Source organism: Parabacteroides sp. CT06, assembly GCF_002257605.1.
Lineage (GTDB): Bacteria > Bacteroidota > Bacteroidia > Bacteroidales > Tannerellaceae > Parabacteroides > Parabacteroides distasonis.
In genome coordinates this window covers 1,878,403-1,894,428 of sequence record NZ_CP022754.1, presented here as the reverse complement: position 1 = coordinate 1,894,428, position 16,026 = coordinate 1,878,403, and the positions used below count along the sequence as shown (strand labels likewise).

17 protein-coding genes are annotated in these 16,026 nt (G+C 40.7%); 6 read left to right on the top strand and 11 right to left on the bottom strand.

Going from position 1 to position 16,026, the window contains the following annotated elements; all coding sequences use genetic code 11:
- The first annotated feature begins 16 nt into the window (after window positions 1–16).
- The 4 genes from pyrB to CI960_RS08230 all read left to right on the top strand — a co-directional run bounded on the left by pyrB (window position 17) and on the right by CI960_RS08230 (window position 2,799).
- Window positions 17–937 (top strand): aspartate carbamoyltransferase, encoded by a 921-nt coding sequence (gene pyrB, locus CI960_RS08245; RefSeq protein WP_005857322.1) that lies wholly within the window; start codon window positions 17–19, stop codon window positions 935–937.
- 12 nt (window positions 938–949) lie between these two features.
- Window positions 950–1,414, top strand: coding sequence for an aspartate carbamoyltransferase regulatory subunit (gene pyrI / locus CI960_RS08240; protein ID WP_005857324.1), 465 nt, complete (start codon window positions 950–952; stop codon window positions 1,412–1,414).
- 91 nt (window positions 1,415–1,505) lie between these two features.
- Entirely contained in the window at window positions 1,506–2,072 is a 567-nt protein-coding gene (locus CI960_RS08235; protein ID WP_005857326.1) for a flavin reductase family protein, read from the top strand.
- 4 nt (window positions 2,073–2,076) lie between these two features.
- The gene (locus CI960_RS08230) at window positions 2,077–2,799 is read left to right on the top strand and encodes a porin family protein (protein WP_094582321.1); all 723 of its coding nucleotides are present in this window, start codon (window positions 2,077–2,079) and stop codon (window positions 2,797–2,799) included.
- A 9-nt stretch (window positions 2,800–2,808) separates the two neighbouring features.
- Here the strand turns inward: CI960_RS08230 and CI960_RS08225 are convergent, their stop codons facing one another.
- Window positions 2,809–4,083: a hemolysin family protein gene (locus CI960_RS08225; RefSeq protein WP_005857328.1), complete on the bottom strand. Its 1,275-nt coding sequence runs from the start codon at window positions 4,081–4,083 to the stop codon at window positions 2,809–2,811.
- A gap of 168 nt (window positions 4,084–4,251) precedes the next feature.
- Here CI960_RS08225 and pheS point away from each other — a divergent pair, with 168 nt between their 5' ends.
- A complete protein-coding gene (pheS, locus tag CI960_RS08220) occupies window positions 4,252–5,271 on the top strand; it encodes a phenylalanine--tRNA ligase subunit alpha (protein WP_005857329.1) in 1,020 nt (339 codons plus the stop codon).
- 71 nt (window positions 5,272–5,342) lie between these two features.
- A complete protein-coding gene (gene crcB, locus CI960_RS08215; RefSeq protein WP_008772297.1) occupies window positions 5,343–5,729 on the top strand; it encodes a fluoride efflux transporter CrcB in 387 nt (128 codons plus the stop codon).
- A 66-nt stretch (window positions 5,730–5,795) separates the two neighbouring features.
- On the opposite strand, the gene CI960_RS08210 is transcribed toward crcB, so the two are convergent.
- The 10 genes from CI960_RS08210 to CI960_RS08165 all read right to left on the bottom strand — a co-directional run bounded on the left by CI960_RS08210 (window position 5,796) and on the right by CI960_RS08165 (window position 16,022).
- The gene (locus tag CI960_RS08210) at window positions 5,796–6,572 is read right to left on the bottom strand and encodes a glycosyltransferase (RefSeq protein ID WP_005857330.1); all 777 of its coding nucleotides are present in this window, start codon (window positions 6,570–6,572) and stop codon (window positions 5,796–5,798) included.
- A 2-nt stretch (window positions 6,573–6,574) separates the two neighbouring features.
- Window positions 6,575–7,885 carry a UDP-glucose/GDP-mannose dehydrogenase family protein gene (locus CI960_RS08205; RefSeq protein WP_005857331.1) on the bottom strand — a complete coding sequence of 437 codons (1,311 nt, stop codon included), beginning with the start codon at window positions 7,883–7,885 and terminating at the stop codon, window positions 6,575–6,577.
- 136 nt (window positions 7,886–8,021) lie between these two features.
- Window positions 8,022–8,426, bottom strand: coding sequence for a HEPN domain-containing protein (locus CI960_RS08200; protein WP_005857332.1), 405 nt, complete (start codon window positions 8,424–8,426; stop codon window positions 8,022–8,024).
- On the bottom strand, window positions 8,423–8,737 hold the full coding sequence (locus tag CI960_RS08195) for a nucleotidyltransferase domain-containing protein (RefSeq protein WP_008778387.1): 315 nt from the start codon (window positions 8,735–8,737) through the stop codon (window positions 8,423–8,425). The genes CI960_RS08200 and CI960_RS08195 overlap by 4 nt, the downstream gene beginning before the upstream one ends.
- Window positions 8,738–8,878: 141 nt before the next feature.
- The gene (locus tag CI960_RS08190; protein ID WP_005857334.1) at window positions 8,879–10,156 is read right to left on the bottom strand and encodes a hypothetical protein; all 1,278 of its coding nucleotides are present in this window, start codon (window positions 10,154–10,156) and stop codon (window positions 8,879–8,881) included.
- A 12-nt stretch (window positions 10,157–10,168) separates the two neighbouring features.
- On the bottom strand, window positions 10,169–11,548 hold the full coding sequence (locus CI960_RS08185; RefSeq protein ID WP_005857335.1) for a phenylacetate--CoA ligase family protein: 1,380 nt from the start codon (window positions 11,546–11,548) through the stop codon (window positions 10,169–10,171).
- Window positions 11,545–12,867: a DUF362 domain-containing protein gene (locus CI960_RS08180; protein WP_008778388.1), complete on the bottom strand. Its 1,323-nt coding sequence runs from the start codon at window positions 12,865–12,867 to the stop codon at window positions 11,545–11,547. Before CI960_RS08180 ends, CI960_RS08185 begins: the two co-directional genes overlap by 4 nt.
- 13 nt (window positions 12,868–12,880) lie before the next feature.
- Window positions 12,881–13,969, bottom strand: a complete 1,089-nt coding sequence (locus CI960_RS08175; RefSeq protein WP_005857337.1) for a glycosyltransferase — start codon at window positions 13,967–13,969, stop codon at window positions 12,881–12,883.
- A 2-nt stretch (window positions 13,970–13,971) separates the two neighbouring features.
- Window positions 13,972–14,964, bottom strand: coding sequence for a glycosyltransferase family 1 protein (locus tag CI960_RS08170; protein WP_005857338.1), 993 nt, complete (start codon window positions 14,962–14,964; stop codon window positions 13,972–13,974).
- Window positions 14,964–16,022, bottom strand: coding sequence for an EpsG family protein (locus tag CI960_RS08165; protein WP_094582319.1), 1,059 nt, complete (start codon window positions 16,020–16,022; stop codon window positions 14,964–14,966). Before CI960_RS08165 ends, CI960_RS08170 begins: the two co-directional genes overlap by 1 nt.
- Between the last annotated feature and the right edge of the window lie 4 nt (window positions 16,023–16,026).

Here is a 16,026-nt window from a genome sequence, read left to right as displayed (position 1 = left end):
AGAATATACACAACCTATGAAAAGTAAAAGTTTAGTTTCTATCGATCAATGTTCCAAAGAGGACATTCTTCGTATTCTGGATAACGCAAGGAAGTTTGAGGAAAATCCGAACCGGAAATTACTGGAAGGCAAAGTCGCCGCCACCCTGTTCTTCGAGCCCTCTACACGTACGAGACTGAGTTTCGAGACAGCCGTAAACCGTTTAGGTGGACGGGTGATCGGTTTCTCGGACGCTTCCACGACTAGTTCCTCCAAGGGCGAGACCTTGAAAGATACGATCTTGATGGTAAGCAATTACGTGGACTTGATCATTATGAGACATCATCTGGAAGGAGCTGCCCGCTATGCTTCTGAGGTGACGGATGTCCCTATCATCAACGCTGGTGACGGGGCGAACCAACATCCCTCGCAAACCATGCTGGACCTGTATTCCATCCGCAAGACACAAGGCAAACTGGATAACCTCACCATCACGATGGTCGGCGATTTGAAGTATGGCCGTACGGTTCACTCCTTGATCGTGGGAATGTCTCACTTCCATCCGACCTTCCACTTCGTCGCGCCGAACGAGCTGCGCATGCCGGACGAGCAAAAGAACTTCTGCGACAAGCACGGGCTCAAATACGAGGAGCATACCGATTTCACGGAAGATATCATCAACCAGACGGATATCCTTTATATGACCCGTGTACAACGTGAGCGTTTCACAGACTTGGAAGAGTACGAGCGGGTAAAGAACGTGTATATCCTGCGTAACGACATGCTGAGAAACAGCCGTGAGAACCTGCGTATCTTACATCCGCTACCCCGTGTGAACGAGATCGCTTACGATGTAGATGACAATCCAAAGGCTTATTACATCCAGCAGGCACGCAACGGGCTGTTCGCACGCCAAGCTATCATTTGCGAAGTTTTAGGTATATCTATCGACGAATAAAAACGAAGTTTTATGTCAGCAGAAAAGAAAAAAGAGTTGCAGGTAGCCGCTTTAGAGAACGGTACCGCCATAGACCATATTCCTCCCAGCCAATTATTCAAGGTAGCCTCTTTACTGGGACTGGAGAAAATGAACAATACGATCACGATCGGCAATAATTTCCATAGCAACAAGATGGGATGCAAGGGTATGATCAAGATCGCCGACAAATTTTTCGAGGAGGACGAGATCAACCGTATCGCCATGATCGCCCCGAATATTATATTGAACATTATCCGTGATTATGAGGTTGTAGAGAAGAAGACGGTTACTTTACCCGACGAGCTGATTGGCTTGGTCAAATGTAACAATCCGAAATGTATCACCAATAATGAGCCGATGCTTTCCCGCTTCCACGTGATCGACAAGGAGAAGGGAACCATTAAATGTCATTATTGCGAACGTAAGATTAATAAAGAAGACATTATCATTAAATAATTGAAAGTTGAGAATTGAGAATTGAAAGTCAAAGACCTTTATGGAGCTAATTCTCAATTCTCAACTCGCAATTGTAAAAACTGCATTTTATATGAAGCACGATTGGAAACCGGGAACCATGATCTATCCATTGCCAGCCGTAATGGTGAGTTGTGGGAATGAGCCTTCCGAGTACAATATAATAACAGTCGCATGGGTAGGTACGATTTGTACGAATCCGGCGATGTGTTATATATCCGTACGTCCGGAACGATTCTCTTATCCGATCTTGAAGAAGAATATGGAATTCGTCATCAACTTGACGAATCGTGAGCTGGCCTACGCCACGGATTGGTGCGGGGTAAACTCAGGGAAAGACCATCATAAATTCGAGGAGATGAAGCTCACTCCCGGAAAAGCGACCGTCGTTAACGCCCCTACGATAGACGAGTCTCCGCTTTGTATCGAATGCCGGGTAAAAGAGGTCATCGCTCTCGGAAGTCATGATATGTTTATCGCTGATGTCGTAAACGTACAGGCCGACGACCGATATCTAGACCCACAGACAGGGGCTTTTGATATGCAGAAAGCGGATCTTTTGGCTTACTCGCATGGTAAGTATTACGGGTTAGGTGAATTTGTCGGTAAATTCGGCTGGTCCGTGAAAAAGAAAAAATAACGGTATGAAAAAAGTCTACCTTATAGGAGCGTTGCTATCTTTCGGTCTGTTAGCAGAAGCCCAGAGCTTCATGCGTTTCGAGGACAAGGCATTCAACTTTGGAGCCAAAGTGGGATTCAACGCCACTTTCCCAGTCATAAACTCCCTTTCCATCAATGGGAAGGAAGCGGAGAATATAGACATCGAATATAAGGTAGGTTATCTGGCCGCGGTCTTTTGCCGGGTCAATATCGAACGGTTCCTCCTCCAGCCTAGTTTCTCATGGCATCGTTCTGAGGGAAATATCCGTTTTTCCATACCTCAAAGTTTGCCGGAAAATAATATGATGTCCAATACATCGGCAACTACCGACCTCTTGATGATGAAAACCAGTTCCTTAGAGGTTCCCATAATGGTAGGCTATAACCTAGTGAAGAAAGGGCCTTACGGACTTAGCCTTATGGTCGGCCCCAAATTAAAATACAACTATAAGATCGCCTATACGGTAGAGTCTTCCACCACGCACGTAGAATACGTGAATGACAACACCCCGTTCGGAGTCAATATCGCTACGGGCGTAGGGGTTAGCATCGGACGGCTATTCTTCGACTTTGTCTATGAGTTCGGATTGAATCAAGTGGAATCCGATTTCGAGAAAGTCAACAACCCGGTTCCCGAGATTAATTATGATATCAATATTGACAAGCGAACGAACGTGATGAGTATCTCACTCGGCGTACTCTTCTAAAAAGACATTTTACCCATTTTTCAAGTACTTGACCAAAACCTTATCGATCCGGGCGCCATCCATATCTACGATCTCAAACTCAAAGTCCAGCCACTTTAATTTCTCACCCGTCTTCGGTACACGCTCCAATATCTCTAGGATCAAGCCGCTCAAGGTATTATAATCATGCTCGGCATACAAATCCTCCATGTCGAAATATTCCAAGAAATCATAGAAAGAATATTGGCCGTCCACCAACCAAGTACCATCCTCACGTTGTATGATCTCGGACTCCTCTCCGACTTCCGGTACTTGCCCGATTAAGCCTTCCATAATATCCTTCAAGGTTACGATACCTTGAATGCCTCCAAACTCATCCGTAACGAGTCCATATTTCACGTGTGTCTGCTTGAAAGATTCCAATGCATTATATACGCTCTGGTTCTCGGGAACGAACTGTGCCGGGCGAAGTACTTGGTTGATCGAGAAATCCGGTTGGTCGATCCTTCCGAACAAATCTTTCAGATAAACGACTCCTACTATATTATCGAACTTCTCCGAAGCCACGGGATATATATTAAATAAGTTCTCCTCCACTTTCTCCCGAATCTTCTCCGTACTATCCGTCACATCCAGCCAAACCAGCTCGCTACGATGCGTCATGATAGAACCCACGTTACGGTCTCCCAGATTAAAGACCCGCTCTACGATGTCCTGCTCTACCTCTTGCACCTCGCCACCGTCAAAGCCCTCTTTCACGATCGCCTTGATTTCTTCCTCTGTTACCCTATTTTCCTCTTTCGTATCCACGCCCGTCATCTTCACAGCCAACGCCGTACTCTTTGAAAGTAGCCAAACAAAAGGAGAGGATATCAAGGAAAGAAAATTCATGGGTTTAGCAACTAACATAGAGACCTTCTCGGCACACCCCATGCCGATCCGCTTCGGTACCAACTCTCCGAATATAAGTGTAAGATACGTCACGATAATAACGATCGTCGTTTTAGCGATCCCCAACGCATACGGTTCTAGGGCCGGTATTTGCGCTATTATAACAGCGAAATTATGAGCTAACGCCTCGCCAGAGTACAAACCTGTCAAGATACCGATCAAAGTAATTCCGATCTGGATGGTTGAGAGAAACTTATCCGGCTCATTTGCCAGCTTCAAAGCAGTGCCTGCAGATTTATTACCACGTTTCGCTTCGGTTTCCAACCTAGCCTTCCGGGCCGAGACCAAGGCGATTTCCGACATCGCAAGAATTCCATTCAGTAAGATAAGGCCAATAATAATGACTATTTCCATTAATTAATTTATAGTTTGATTATGCTGCGAAGATATATAAATACTTTAATATATAAAACAAGACACCTAAGTGTCTGCGCTTACATTTAACTAAAAAACCTTACGAATCCCTTGCGGTTTCAAAAGAAAGGCGTACTTTTGCATGACAAATACAAAGTGTGATTAGAAATGCTCGATAAAATTAAGGCTCTGCTTCAAGAAGTAGAGAATATGAAAGCGGCAAATGCCGAGGAACTAGAAGCTTTACGTATAAAGTATCTCAGCAAAAAAGGCGAGATATCGGCGTTGATGAATGATTTCCGTAATGTAGCGGCTGATCAAAAACGTGAGGTTGGCAAATACTTGAACGAACTAAAGGAAACAACCCAGAGCAAGATCAACGAATTAAAAGAAAGCTTTGAGAATGTACAGACCGCAAACGATGATATCGATTTGACTCGTACGGCTTACCCGATCGAACTAGGCACTCGTCATCCTCTATCACTTGTAAAGAAAGAAATTTGCGATATATTCGGACGGTTAGGATTCAGCATCGCTGAGGGACCGGAAATCGAGGACGATTGGCATGTCTTCTCTTCCTTGAATTTCGCCGAGGACCATCCTGCCCGCGATATGCAAGATACGTTCTTTATCCAGCATAACCCGGATGTATTGCTTCGCACACATACTTCTTCCGTACAGACCCGAGTAATGGAAAAGCAAGAACCGCCTATCCGTATCATCTGTCCGGGACGTGTATATCGTAATGAGGCTATCTCTTATCGTGCTCACTGTTTCTTCCATCAAGTAGAAGCGTTATATGTAGATAAGAATGTCTCATTCGCCGACTTGAAACAAGCCTTGTTGTTCTTCGCCAAGGAAATGTTCAGTCCGGATACAAAAATTCGCTTGCGTCCTTCTTACTTCCCGTTCACGGAGCCATCCGCCGAGATGGATATCTCCTGCAACATTTGTGGAGGTAAGGGTTGCCCCTTCTGTAAAGGAACCGGTTGGGTAGAGATCCTCGGTTGCGGTATGGTAGACCCGAACGTGCTTGAGAACTGCGGTATCGATAGCAAGGTTTATTCAGGCTATGCGTTGGGAATGGGTATCGAGCGTATTACCAATTTGAAATACCAAGTAAAAGACTTACGCATGTTCTCGGAAAACGATGTTCGTTTCTTGAGACAGTTTGAGTCGGCCAATTAAATTGAAAACCTAAATCATTTACCATCTCCCCGGGCCTTAACCTAGCCCGGGGGAAACACACTAGGTTAATTATGATAAAGGTTTTTCTTTTAATAATAGGAGGAGCTATCGGATCTGCGCTACGGTTCGGAGTTTCCACGTGGGTGCAACGATCGATGCTTTACTCCTTTCCTTTTGGTATCTTGTCGGTCAATGTGATTGGCTCCTTTTTAATCGGCTTCTGCTGGAGTATAGCGGAAGCCTATAATTTTTCTATCAATACAAGAGCTTTCCTATTCACTGGTCTTTTCGGTGGTTTCACGACTTTCTCTTCTTTCGCTCTCGACACGATGGTACTTATGCGTACCGGAGAATACAAGATGGCACTACTCAATGTACTTGCCAGTAATATCCTTGGTTTGATAGCGGTCTTCCTTGGGATCATACTTGGGAAGAATATCATTGCAATGATCAAGTAAATAAAAAAACACGGCACAAGTCAGTCATGACAAGGCCGTGTTATATCGAATAAAGCTGTTTCCAAATTATCTATTTACTAACCTCAAGAATACTTTCTTAGAAAAATAAGAAGGTAAAAACAGAATAAAGAAATACAGATACGAAGCCATCGGGGAGTATCCGAGAACCGTTTTATAAACACTTATATTATACTTCATAAGAGCCCCCTTATTCCTTGAGATCGAATTTGAGTGAATCCGGTAAATCGCCAACGGCTCTTTCAAGCCGTAAGCGACCTCACAACGCCTGAGTATGGTAAGCCATAATCCCCAATCTTGCCGCTTACGTAATTCCGGCATAAATACTTTTCCCACTTTCTCCGTATCATAAACTGCGGTCAGACAGCCAATTCTATTATCACACCGCATAGAAAAATAGGTCTCTCTTCTTTTTCCGATAACAATGCTGGAAATCTTGCCACTCTCGTCGCAAGTCATATACGAGGTATAAGATAAGGCACAATCCTTCTCTCGCATAAAAGCCAACTGTTTCTCCAGCTTCTCCGGACGCCATCGATCATCACTATCGCAAAAAGCGATAAATCGTCCTTTGGCCTCCGAGATAGAGCGATTCCGGCAAACACCCGCCCCACAATTCTTTTCTAACCGGAACAACTTAATACGGGAATCCCTTTGAATATACCGCTCTATGATCTCAACAGAACGATCCGTAGAGCAATCGTCGGTAATCAACAGTTCCCAATTAAGATAAGTCTGAGAAAGAATCGACTCAATGGTTTCCGCTATAAAAGACGAAGAATTATAAGAAGGAGTAATAATGGAGACCAAACCGAAATTATCCATAACTATTTTCCGATGCATTCATAGGTAAAGCCTAGCTCACCCAATTCCTTCGCGTCATAGATATTGCGACCATCCAGCAGCAAAGGTTGCCTCATTACTTTCTTGATCACGGCCCAACTTGGCAAGCGAAACTGTTTCCACTCGGTCAACAACAACAATGCGTCTGCATCGATTACCGCCTCATACATATCCTTCGCGTAAACAACCCGATCAGCAACTCTACGTTTGCACTCGCCTATCGCCACAGGATCAAATACCTTGACCACGGCACCCGCTTTCCGTAAAAGATCAATCATCACCAAAGAGGTAGCCTCACGCATATCATCCGTCTCCGGCTTGAAAGACAAGCCCCAGAGAGCGATCGTTCTCCCCTCCAAAGAGTCAAAATGTTTTCTAAGCTTCGTATAAAGGATCGTCTTCTGACGTTCATTCACCTCCTCCACGGCCTTTAGCACTCCCATCGGATAACCATTCTTTTCCGCCGTCTTGATAAGAGCCTTCACATCCTTCGGAAAGCAACTGCCTCCATAGCCACATCCCGGATACAAGAATTTATTACCGATTCGACTGTCCGAACCGATCCCCTTCCGGACCATATTCACGTCAGCGCCAACCAACTCGCAAAGATTCGCTATATCATTCATGAACGAGATACGAGTAGCCAACATGGAATTTGCCGCATACTTAATCATCTCCGCCGAGAGAATATCCGTAAAGATCACCCGGAAATTATTCAGGAGAAACGGACGATAGAGCTTGCTCATCATCTCCTTCGCCCTCTCCGACTCCACACCGACCACTACCCGGTCCGGACTCATGAAATCCTTGATGGCCGCACCCTCCTTCAAGAACTCCGGATTCGAGGCCACATCAAAGGGGATATCCATCCCACGTTTACTCAACTCCTCTTGAATCGCAGCCTTTACCTTCCGTGCCGTACCCACGGGAACCGTACTCTTGGTTACCAATACCGTATATTTCTTAATATATTGGCCAAACGTACGAGCCACCTCCAACACATAACGCAGGTCGGCGCTACCATCCTCGTCCGGTGGCGTACCCACGGCGCTAAAAACGATATCCACGTTATCCAGACAAGAGGCCAGATCCGTCGTAAAATGAAGTCTGCCTTCCTTGGAATTACGCAATACCATCTCTTCCAACCCCGGCTCATAAATCGGGATATTCCCCTCCAACAAGCCATTTATTTTCTCCCGGTTGACATCCACGCAAGTGACATCAACCCCCATCTCGGCAAAACAAGTCCCGGACACCAGGCCTACGTAGCCGGTGCCGATAATTGCGATATTCATAAGTTATAAGATTATATATTTCAGGAAATCTATAGAGAAGTCAAGTTTTGGTATACGTATATTACGCATACCAAGCCAAATGATATGCGATATTCAATTTTTTAAACTATTTACGGCAAAGAAGACAAGGATAGCCTCATGCTTTTCCCTCTATCAACGAAAGCAAGGTATTCAAATAATTATCAACAGAATCCATCAAGGGAAGAATCTCATTGGCATCGATCACAATCCAATCATCATAATCCCCACTTTGTCTCAACTCAAATAGTTTACTATAAAAACGTCCCAAGTCTTTACTGATTATTCCTGTACTTACAAAATGAAGACCTAATAAACGAATCACTCCTGAATGCGTAGAAGCCTGAAAGCCATTTTTAATTAACAGTGCCGTGGTCATATAATAACAAGCATAATACATTCTATTAGCGGCCGCATGCCAATAACCACACTCTACGATCCCTTTGGTTTCCTCCCAAGTATCAAAAGCTCTAGCCTTTCTTGCTATAACAAGGGCTTCCCGTTCTTCATCTGTTAGATTCATAGTTCTATACCATCTAATTCCACATTCTTGAAAAAAGGAGTACCTTTACGTTTCATCCATTCAGTAAAGGTATATAACTTAGTGCTAAAATATTCGCCAAATTGCCATCCTAGGTCGATTAAAGGATAGGCATAGGTATCAAAATCCGCAGAGGTTATCTTTTCCTTGTCCAACAATATTAGAATATCCCAATCCGATTCATCATGGACATCTCCACGGGCTTGCGAACCAAACAAAAAAACCTTTGTTCCAGCTGGCATCACTTGCTTTATCAAAGCCCTAAGAGAATATAATATATCGTCCTTCCTCATTGTTGTACAAAATAAACATATTATCATACGATCGATCATATTGATTTACAGCCATCGCACGATAGTTACCACCACAAATATACTTACTTTTAGCTAGGCCACAAATATTCTTCTTGATTTTTATCGTATAAGACACCTTGCCTACATAGCCGGTACCAACAATGGCATTATATACAACCCCCGTTTTCCAGTACGAGGCGAATCAAAGCATAGGTACTTTCCAGAAGGGGATACTCTGGGATGTAAATCGCAAGCTATATGGCATTTAAAATCTTTCGTTTGAAACTCTTTGGGAGAATAGATACTTAGCAACAAATCCGCACTTTGAGTATTGATATCAGCCTTATAGATTTTTGCCATCCTATATTTATCCGGATAAGTATCCGCCACAAAAGACGTATCCGAGATAAAGGACTGATGACCATCCGAATTCAACACATCCCCTGCTATTATTTGATAATGATCTACATCTTTCATGTCATACAATACATGACAACTGTTACCATTTATAATGCAAGACGCTATCAATTGATTCCTGTTATTCCATACATAATGAGAACCGGACTCTTGAGTAGGTAAGGTAATAAGTCGCCGATCACGCAAATCATAAACCATGATCTTGGTATGCCGCCTCATATAATCCCCATCGATTGGTATTTTCCGGTATAAGAAAGAAAGATACCGACCGTCTTTCGAGAACTCCGAATGGGTTACAAAATGCATATAGCCCTGCCTATAGGATTCATCTTCCATCTGTGCCAATTCAGACAAAGAGATAAGCAACTCTGAAGTATTCTCCTTTAAATCCACCAAGAACAAACCGCTATCTTTAGGTGCCGGATCATCCAATTTCCCTCCATCCCGATAAGGATAACCATACCCGGGCATACAACGCTCCAAGCGCTCATAACTAAAAGAAGAAGCCAAAGATCTTTGCTCATCTTGATAGACCGCATCAATCGGGCAGTCTATTACTTGGTATTCCCCTGTCGATAAATCATGAATCTTAGACACAAGCCGATTCGCTATCGCCGTATTATAAATCATCCGGTTCTTATCCAACCATTGCAGCCTGCATCCTTTATGATAATTCCATGCGTAAGAAGTATCCACTCTATGAAAGTCTTTTATAGTGCCTTGTTCCAAATCAAAATATCCGACATCCAGTCCATCAGACGGTAAAGGCATACGTAAATCCAACCTATTTTGATTCGCCAATAGCTTGGTCTCATCAAAAGAAAAAGGCGTGACATCGTGAAATCCAAAAAAGAAGCCTTCCCGGTATTGATAGGGAGAGGCGAAATACTCCTTCTTCCTTGGCAGCAAATCAAATATGCCTTGATACATATTCCGCACGAACTGCTTTAAGGCTGGATTTTTACGGACGAGGTTATAGATGGTAGATTCTAGTTTATTCATAAATCAACATGATTATTTTTTCAATTCAGAGACAACTGCCTTAAACTTCCCTGCTTTTGTACGGGGAATCTCATCCACATACTCAAATTTCACCTTTATGGTAGGGCTTATCCATTGAGATATATTTACCAACAATTTCTTCTCCGTAGCCACACTATAGGAATTCCTTCTCACAATACGTAAAATCATTTCACCAAATACTTTTTGGACTACTTGACACTCCTTCACCTCTGACGTATCTTTGAAAATATAATCCAGACGCTGAATGTGAAGCCCCTCTGGTGTAACTATATAGTCTTCATTGCGACCAACAATATCTTCTATAATTTGGCTATGTAATCCACATCCACATTCCCGGTCGGAGAACACTGCCGTATCCCCATTTTGATAACGGATAAAAGGCATACCAAGATTAGCGAACCCGGTAGCCAAAATCTCACCCTGCCTCCCATTCTCTACGGGAACAGCTTGATCCAATTCCATATGACCAATCTCGAAATCCTCGTGATAAACCGAGTGGGTACAATGGGTAGCGATAGCGGCTTGCTCAGAAAAACTATACAGCTCATGGATCTGTACATCTTTAAAAACAGTCTGTAAAATACTTTTCTGATTCTCATACAATTTCTCAGCTCCCGTGAATATGTGTTTAGGAGGAAAATCCAAAGCCATACCCACATTCATCAACTCATTCGCAAATGTGGTCATAATAGATGGATAGCCTATGAACATCTCTATACGTTTCAGATTAATCCAATTTACGATATCCCGAATCTTCTGTTCATTCAACTGATGCATATTTATGAAATAACGGTTCAAGGCTCTATCATATCTCCAAAAGGGAGGTCTCGAAGTTGAAATAGGAACAATAGGACGACCGGAGAAATTTATACAAGCTTTTCCGAGATCAAAGCCAAATCTATTTTTATATCTTTGGTCTACCGCCCAATAATAGGCTGCACTATATTTAGTCCAATAGAAGTCCAACGCTTTTCCCGTTGAGCCACTAGTATTAAATAGAATAAGATCTTTTTGAGGAATATTATTGGCAACCAAGCCAAGCCAATTCTCTCGAATTTCCTCTTTCGTCAGAATCGGGAACTTTTGCAAGTCTCCTAATTGTTTAAAATCAGAAGGAGATAAACCAGCATTAGCATATTTCTTTCGATAATAAGGACAGTGATTATAGGCCTGTTCCAATATCTTAAAAATATGTTCTTCTTTGTAAGAACGAATCTGTTCTTTTGACCAACCCTGGGTTGAGTTCAAGAAATCCAAGATCTTATAAAAGTCATCGTTGAAACGCTGTCTCTTTAGTTTGTAGCCGTGAAGAGAGACTGCGATATTTTGAAGCCAATAAGGAAGGGAAGAGTAAATAGATATAGTGTTCATTTGTCATTTGTCTTTTGATAATTAGGTAACTCGATATACCCCTTCCAGCCAAAATAAGGAACAAAATCAAAATGCTCCTTCTCTCTCAGTTCATCCAAGCTACCCCTCCAATCTTTAATATCACTAACTATATTTATAGTTTGTGGGTCAATTTCAGATATAGGCATTTCATGCTTTGAGAAAGCCTCATATACCACAGGTAATTTTCTCCAGTCAAAACCCATCAATGTCGTAGCCACAGTATCTACACTAGCGGGATCCTCTCCCGATATATAGACACCACATTCCTTTGGATCTCCTTGCATCGGACCAGCTCCTTCCATGGCAATAACACCATCTATAACTGAATAATAACGTTTTTTTGTTTTCCGAAACGTACCATCCGGATTCCCATATATCAGACAACGATTCAAATCCAGCGTCATTCGCCAAGTGGTATCATTCCCATACCAGTTCCCACTCCGGATTGTATTGTGCGTAGCGCCAAATACCTTCTCCCCCTCTGCACGAAGTATTTGAGCCATCTTAATTCCTATAAATGGAATATTGATTATTATCCTTTTTACGAACTTGGATCCCCATGTCTCGAACTGTCGTTTAAATGATGTATCAGGATAATCATCACCTCCATGTTTAGGAGATCCCCATGTGTGATGGGGCAAATAATTCTTATCAGCCGTTATCCCCACAAAATTCTTAATGCTTAAAGTAACACCTGTTTTTTTATGTGTTTTCATCTTCGGCAAAGAAATCACCACATCTGCCATAATAGGAGTAGCGCAAAGTAAATACTCTTGTATTGTTCCCTGATGATGTTTATTCAACTCCTCATAATTGGAGTCTGCTCCAAAATAATTACCTTCTCCCTTATGCCCATAAAACAAACTGTTCTTTTCTAAATTAAAAAGAACTGTTCCATTTGGGTCACCGGCCAATTTCTTTTTATGCGTGATAATCCCTTTCTCACTTGTCCACTCTTCATTCCGCAAATCAATTATTCGTACCGGCACTCCATACTTAGAGGTACAATCCGAAGCTATTTTTGTTAAGCCTAATTTTTTATCAATCTGCTCAAAAGAGGAATCGGTTTGAGGAGCGTCACAAATATAGACTTCTCCCTTTCCTCCTAATTTCTCACATACATAATTCGCTACATACCGAATCAACTCCGGAGATGTAACAACACATTTCCATTCATTTTTATCCGTTTCTTTTCCCTCTTTCACCAAATTTGGCTTCAATACCACCCGATCTCCCGGACGGATATCCATGAAATCAAGATAAGGAAATTGTTCATTTACATATACGTTCATATTCATTACGAATTAATATTCATCTACACAAGGATTGATACAATTGATTGTAACGATTCCCCATAACGGATACATCATATTTTTCACTCCGTTGTTTACATTTTTCAGAAACACTTTTATAGAATAATTGATCTTCCATCAACAGCCTTATTTTAGCCGCTAAATCTTTCTCATTATGAGGCTCAAAAAGAAGTCCTGCACCTTCTACTATATTCGACAGACCTTCCACATCCGAAGCGATAACAGGTTTTCCCGCAGCCATACCTTCTACTGCCGCTAAACCAAAACCTTCAAAATTGGATGACATAACAACAATATCTGATGCCTTCAAGATAGAAATAGCATCCTCCCTTACACTCAAAAATAAAATTCGTTTCGATAGATTGTAATATTGAGCAAGTTTTTGATACTCATCTAACAAGGGGCCATCTCCGACAAACAGAACATAAAAATCATCTGGTAAAAGAGCTAAAGCCTTTATAAGAGTCTTTTGATCTTTTTGTGGATAAAACCGACCTATTTGGACTATCAATTTTGCTTGAGAGGAAAGATTCAATTGTTCTCGGCCAATAATCTCACATTGCCGAATATTTTTTACATTAACACCATTGTTAATCACAAAAAACTGATACTTATTCCCTAGATACGATTTAAAAAATAGAGAAACTCCCTCTGAAATAGCAACAATTGCATCATATTTAGAATAAATAAATCTCTCTATAGGCTTCAATATCTTAAAAGACTGCCTATTGTTAAACGTACTATGTTCTGTCAATACCAATTTACAAGAAGCTGAAGAGAAATACTTTGCTAATGCCACCCAATAAAGAGCGGGAAACAGATGCACATGAACAATATCAAACTCTTTAATTATCTTTCTTAATTGAAAAAAGAATTTAGGATTATATAAAGAGTACCTTCTATTCTCTAAATAAATAACCTCACATCCCAACTTCTTTAAATCCTTTTCGTAAGAAGGAGACATTATAGACAAAGAAACAACCGTCACTAAGTTACCATGAGTAATTTGATAATCTACTAAATCTTTTACGATCTTTGCGGCACCATTTCCCCGCCACAATTGAGGGATAACATGAAGGATTCTCATTTTTAATTTTCTCTTTCTAGTTTAGTATACAAATCCATATAGCACTTCACGATAACAGGTAATTTAAATCGCTCAATATTTTCAAGTCCTCTCTTGATGAGATCATCACGATAATGATGATTTTTAATAAGTTTCATGACTCCATTCCTTATACTCTCTATACTATATGGATCCACCAACAAAGCAGCATCACCTGCTATTTCTTTCATAGGTTCCAAATCAGAAGTGAACACCACTCTCCCGACTGCTTGCCCTTCTATAATAGGCATTCCAAAGCCCTCATATAATGAAGGAAAAGAAACTATGTCACAATTCATATATTCATCTAATATTTCTTGATTAGACAAATCACACTTATAGACATATCTAATAGAATAAAAACGAAGCATATCCTCTATATCTTTTCTATATTTTCCCACAATATGCAATTCACAATTAATTCCTTTTAATGCAGGTATCAATCGTTCTAGATTTTTATTTTCAGCAGTTCCTATATGTAGAATAATCGGACAACCCTCATTAAATAGTTTAAATTTATAGTTATAATTTGTATCTAATGGATTATATATGATATGTATCTTATCTTTAAAACGAGGAAAATACGAAATAAGCTTCTCTCTCACCTCATTTGATATGCAAGTCACGTACGAAGCCTTTCTCATGGGAAGATAAAACCAAAGCCATTTAAAGATCATTTTTTTCAGCCCATGTTCAAAATCAAGAAATCTCGTATCATGAATGGTTAATACGACCTTTCCCTTACATAAAAGGATCGCATAATGCGTATCTCCCGTCAAATGAGTAATGCTATTACATAATCTTTTTACATAAAGAATGTTACGCAATAAATTACTAACACAAACTCTCGCATAGGGTAAGAAAATATTCTTAACAAGGACATTCTCCTTACGCAATCCGCTTTCCACAGTATTGAACACATGTTCTATACTATAATTTAAACCGGATTTTCTATAAACAAAAAATACATCTTTCATTAAAAACAAAATTGATAGGGAATAAATGGATTATAGCGACCGACTGAGTAATAATCAATACCTTTATAAAGCATACCAATAAAATAAACAAAGATCATTATTAGCATTATTATTTTTACACCTTTACCTTTATAACCATAAACCACATAAGAGACAATGAATACCTCATATATTGTGAAGTAGTTAGTACCTCTTGACACGATTATCTGAAAATCAGTTCCATTGAATATTGTATAAATAAGCAAAGATAAAAAGTAAAGGTTAAAGGAAAGCAACAATAACCCTTCTCGTTCTTTCTTCAATAGAGGATACGCAAGAAACAACCAAAGTGATTTCCGTGCTATTCCTAAAAAAGAAGCATTTACGCCTGTAGATTCTATTTCAGTATAGCCCATCAATCGTGTATCATCCCCTGATACATATGGTACTATCTCCCCAAAATATTTATCTATTACATCAAAGACAGATAGTCCGATACAAACAACCAGTAAAAGAACATAATATTTAGTCTTCAACTTGCTGTTCAAAAAATAAGCGACAGCAAATATCAATATAGACAAATGAAACGGGCAAGCCAATAATATAGACAAATAAAAAAAAATCCATTGACGGTTCAATATAAACCGAATACTATAAATACTGATAGCCAATGAGATCAATTGACGATTCATCCCTAATACGGGCAATAATGTGCAATAAAGACAAAAAAGAGTAAGTAAGGGAGCTGGCGAATATTTCCTTATAGTGGGAAAGATTAATCCCCACACGATCACCGCTTCACAAAGCAAGAATACGTTATAATCTATCGTAAGTCCCCTTATCAGCTGATTAAACAAAACATATCCCGGCTCGAACTGTTCCCATTCATCCCATAAGCAATTTAAAAAGAACCGATAATAGTTTCCCCAATCCGTTCCCGTCTCCCACCGAAGGCCATCATGTAATACAAACAGGAAAAAAATGAATGTAAATAAAATATATCCAATCTTACGATTTGCCTTAAAATCGAGCCAAGAGCAACTATAAAGGAACAGTACCATAAATATATAGACAGCCATACTT

Excerpts from the sequence above, each read along its gene's own strand:
- pyrB (WP_005857322.1), top strand. The coding sequence starts at position 17 with ATGAAAAGTAAAAGTTTAGTTTCTATCGATCAATGTTCCAAAGAGGAC.
- pyrI (WP_005857324.1), top strand. The coding sequence starts at position 950 with ATGTCAGCAGAAAAGAAAAAAGAGTTGCAGGTAGCCGCTTTAGAGAAC.
- CI960_RS08235 (WP_005857326.1), top strand. The coding sequence starts at position 1,506 with ATGAAGCACGATTGGAAACCGGGAACCATGATCTATCCATTGCCAGCC.
- CI960_RS08230 (WP_094582321.1), top strand. The coding sequence starts at position 2,077 with ATGAAAAAAGTCTACCTTATAGGAGCGTTGCTATCTTTCGGTCTGTTA.
- CI960_RS08225 (WP_005857328.1), bottom strand. The coding sequence starts at position 4,083 with ATGGAAATAGTCATTATTATTGGCCTTATCTTACTGAATGGAATTCTT.
- pheS (WP_005857329.1), top strand. The coding sequence starts at position 4,252 with ATGCTCGATAAAATTAAGGCTCTGCTTCAAGAAGTAGAGAATATGAAA.
- crcB (WP_008772297.1), top strand. The coding sequence starts at position 5,343 with ATGATAAAGGTTTTTCTTTTAATAATAGGAGGAGCTATCGGATCTGCG.
- CI960_RS08210 (WP_005857330.1), bottom strand. The coding sequence starts at position 6,572 with ATGGATAATTTCGGTTTGGTCTCCATTATTACTCCTTCTTATAATTCT.
- CI960_RS08205 (WP_005857331.1), bottom strand. The coding sequence starts at position 7,885 with ATGAATATCGCAATTATCGGCACCGGCTACGTAGGCCTGGTGTCCGGG.
- CI960_RS08200 (WP_005857332.1), bottom strand. The coding sequence starts at position 8,426 with ATGAATCTAACAGATGAAGAACGGGAAGCCCTTGTTATAGCAAGAAAG.
- CI960_RS08195 (WP_008778387.1), bottom strand. The coding sequence starts at position 8,737 with ATGAGGAAGGACGATATATTATATTCTCTTAGGGCTTTGATAAAGCAA.
- CI960_RS08190 (WP_005857334.1), bottom strand. The coding sequence starts at position 10,156 with ATGAATAAACTAGAATCTACCATCTATAACCTCGTCCGTAAAAATCCA.
- CI960_RS08185 (WP_005857335.1), bottom strand. The coding sequence starts at position 11,548 with ATGAACACTATATCTATTTACTCTTCCCTTCCTTATTGGCTTCAAAAT.
- CI960_RS08180 (WP_008778388.1), bottom strand. The coding sequence starts at position 12,867 with ATGAATATGAACGTATATGTAAATGAACAATTTCCTTATCTTGATTTC.
- CI960_RS08175 (WP_005857337.1), bottom strand. The coding sequence starts at position 13,969 with ATGAGAATCCTTCATGTTATCCCTCAATTGTGGCGGGGAAATGGTGCC.
- CI960_RS08170 (WP_005857338.1), bottom strand. The coding sequence starts at position 14,964 with ATGAAAGATGTATTTTTTGTTTATAGAAAATCCGGTTTAAATTATAGT.
- CI960_RS08165 (WP_094582319.1), bottom strand. The coding sequence starts at position 16,022 with ATGGCTGTCTATATATTTATGGTACTGTTCCTTTATAGTTGCTCTTGG.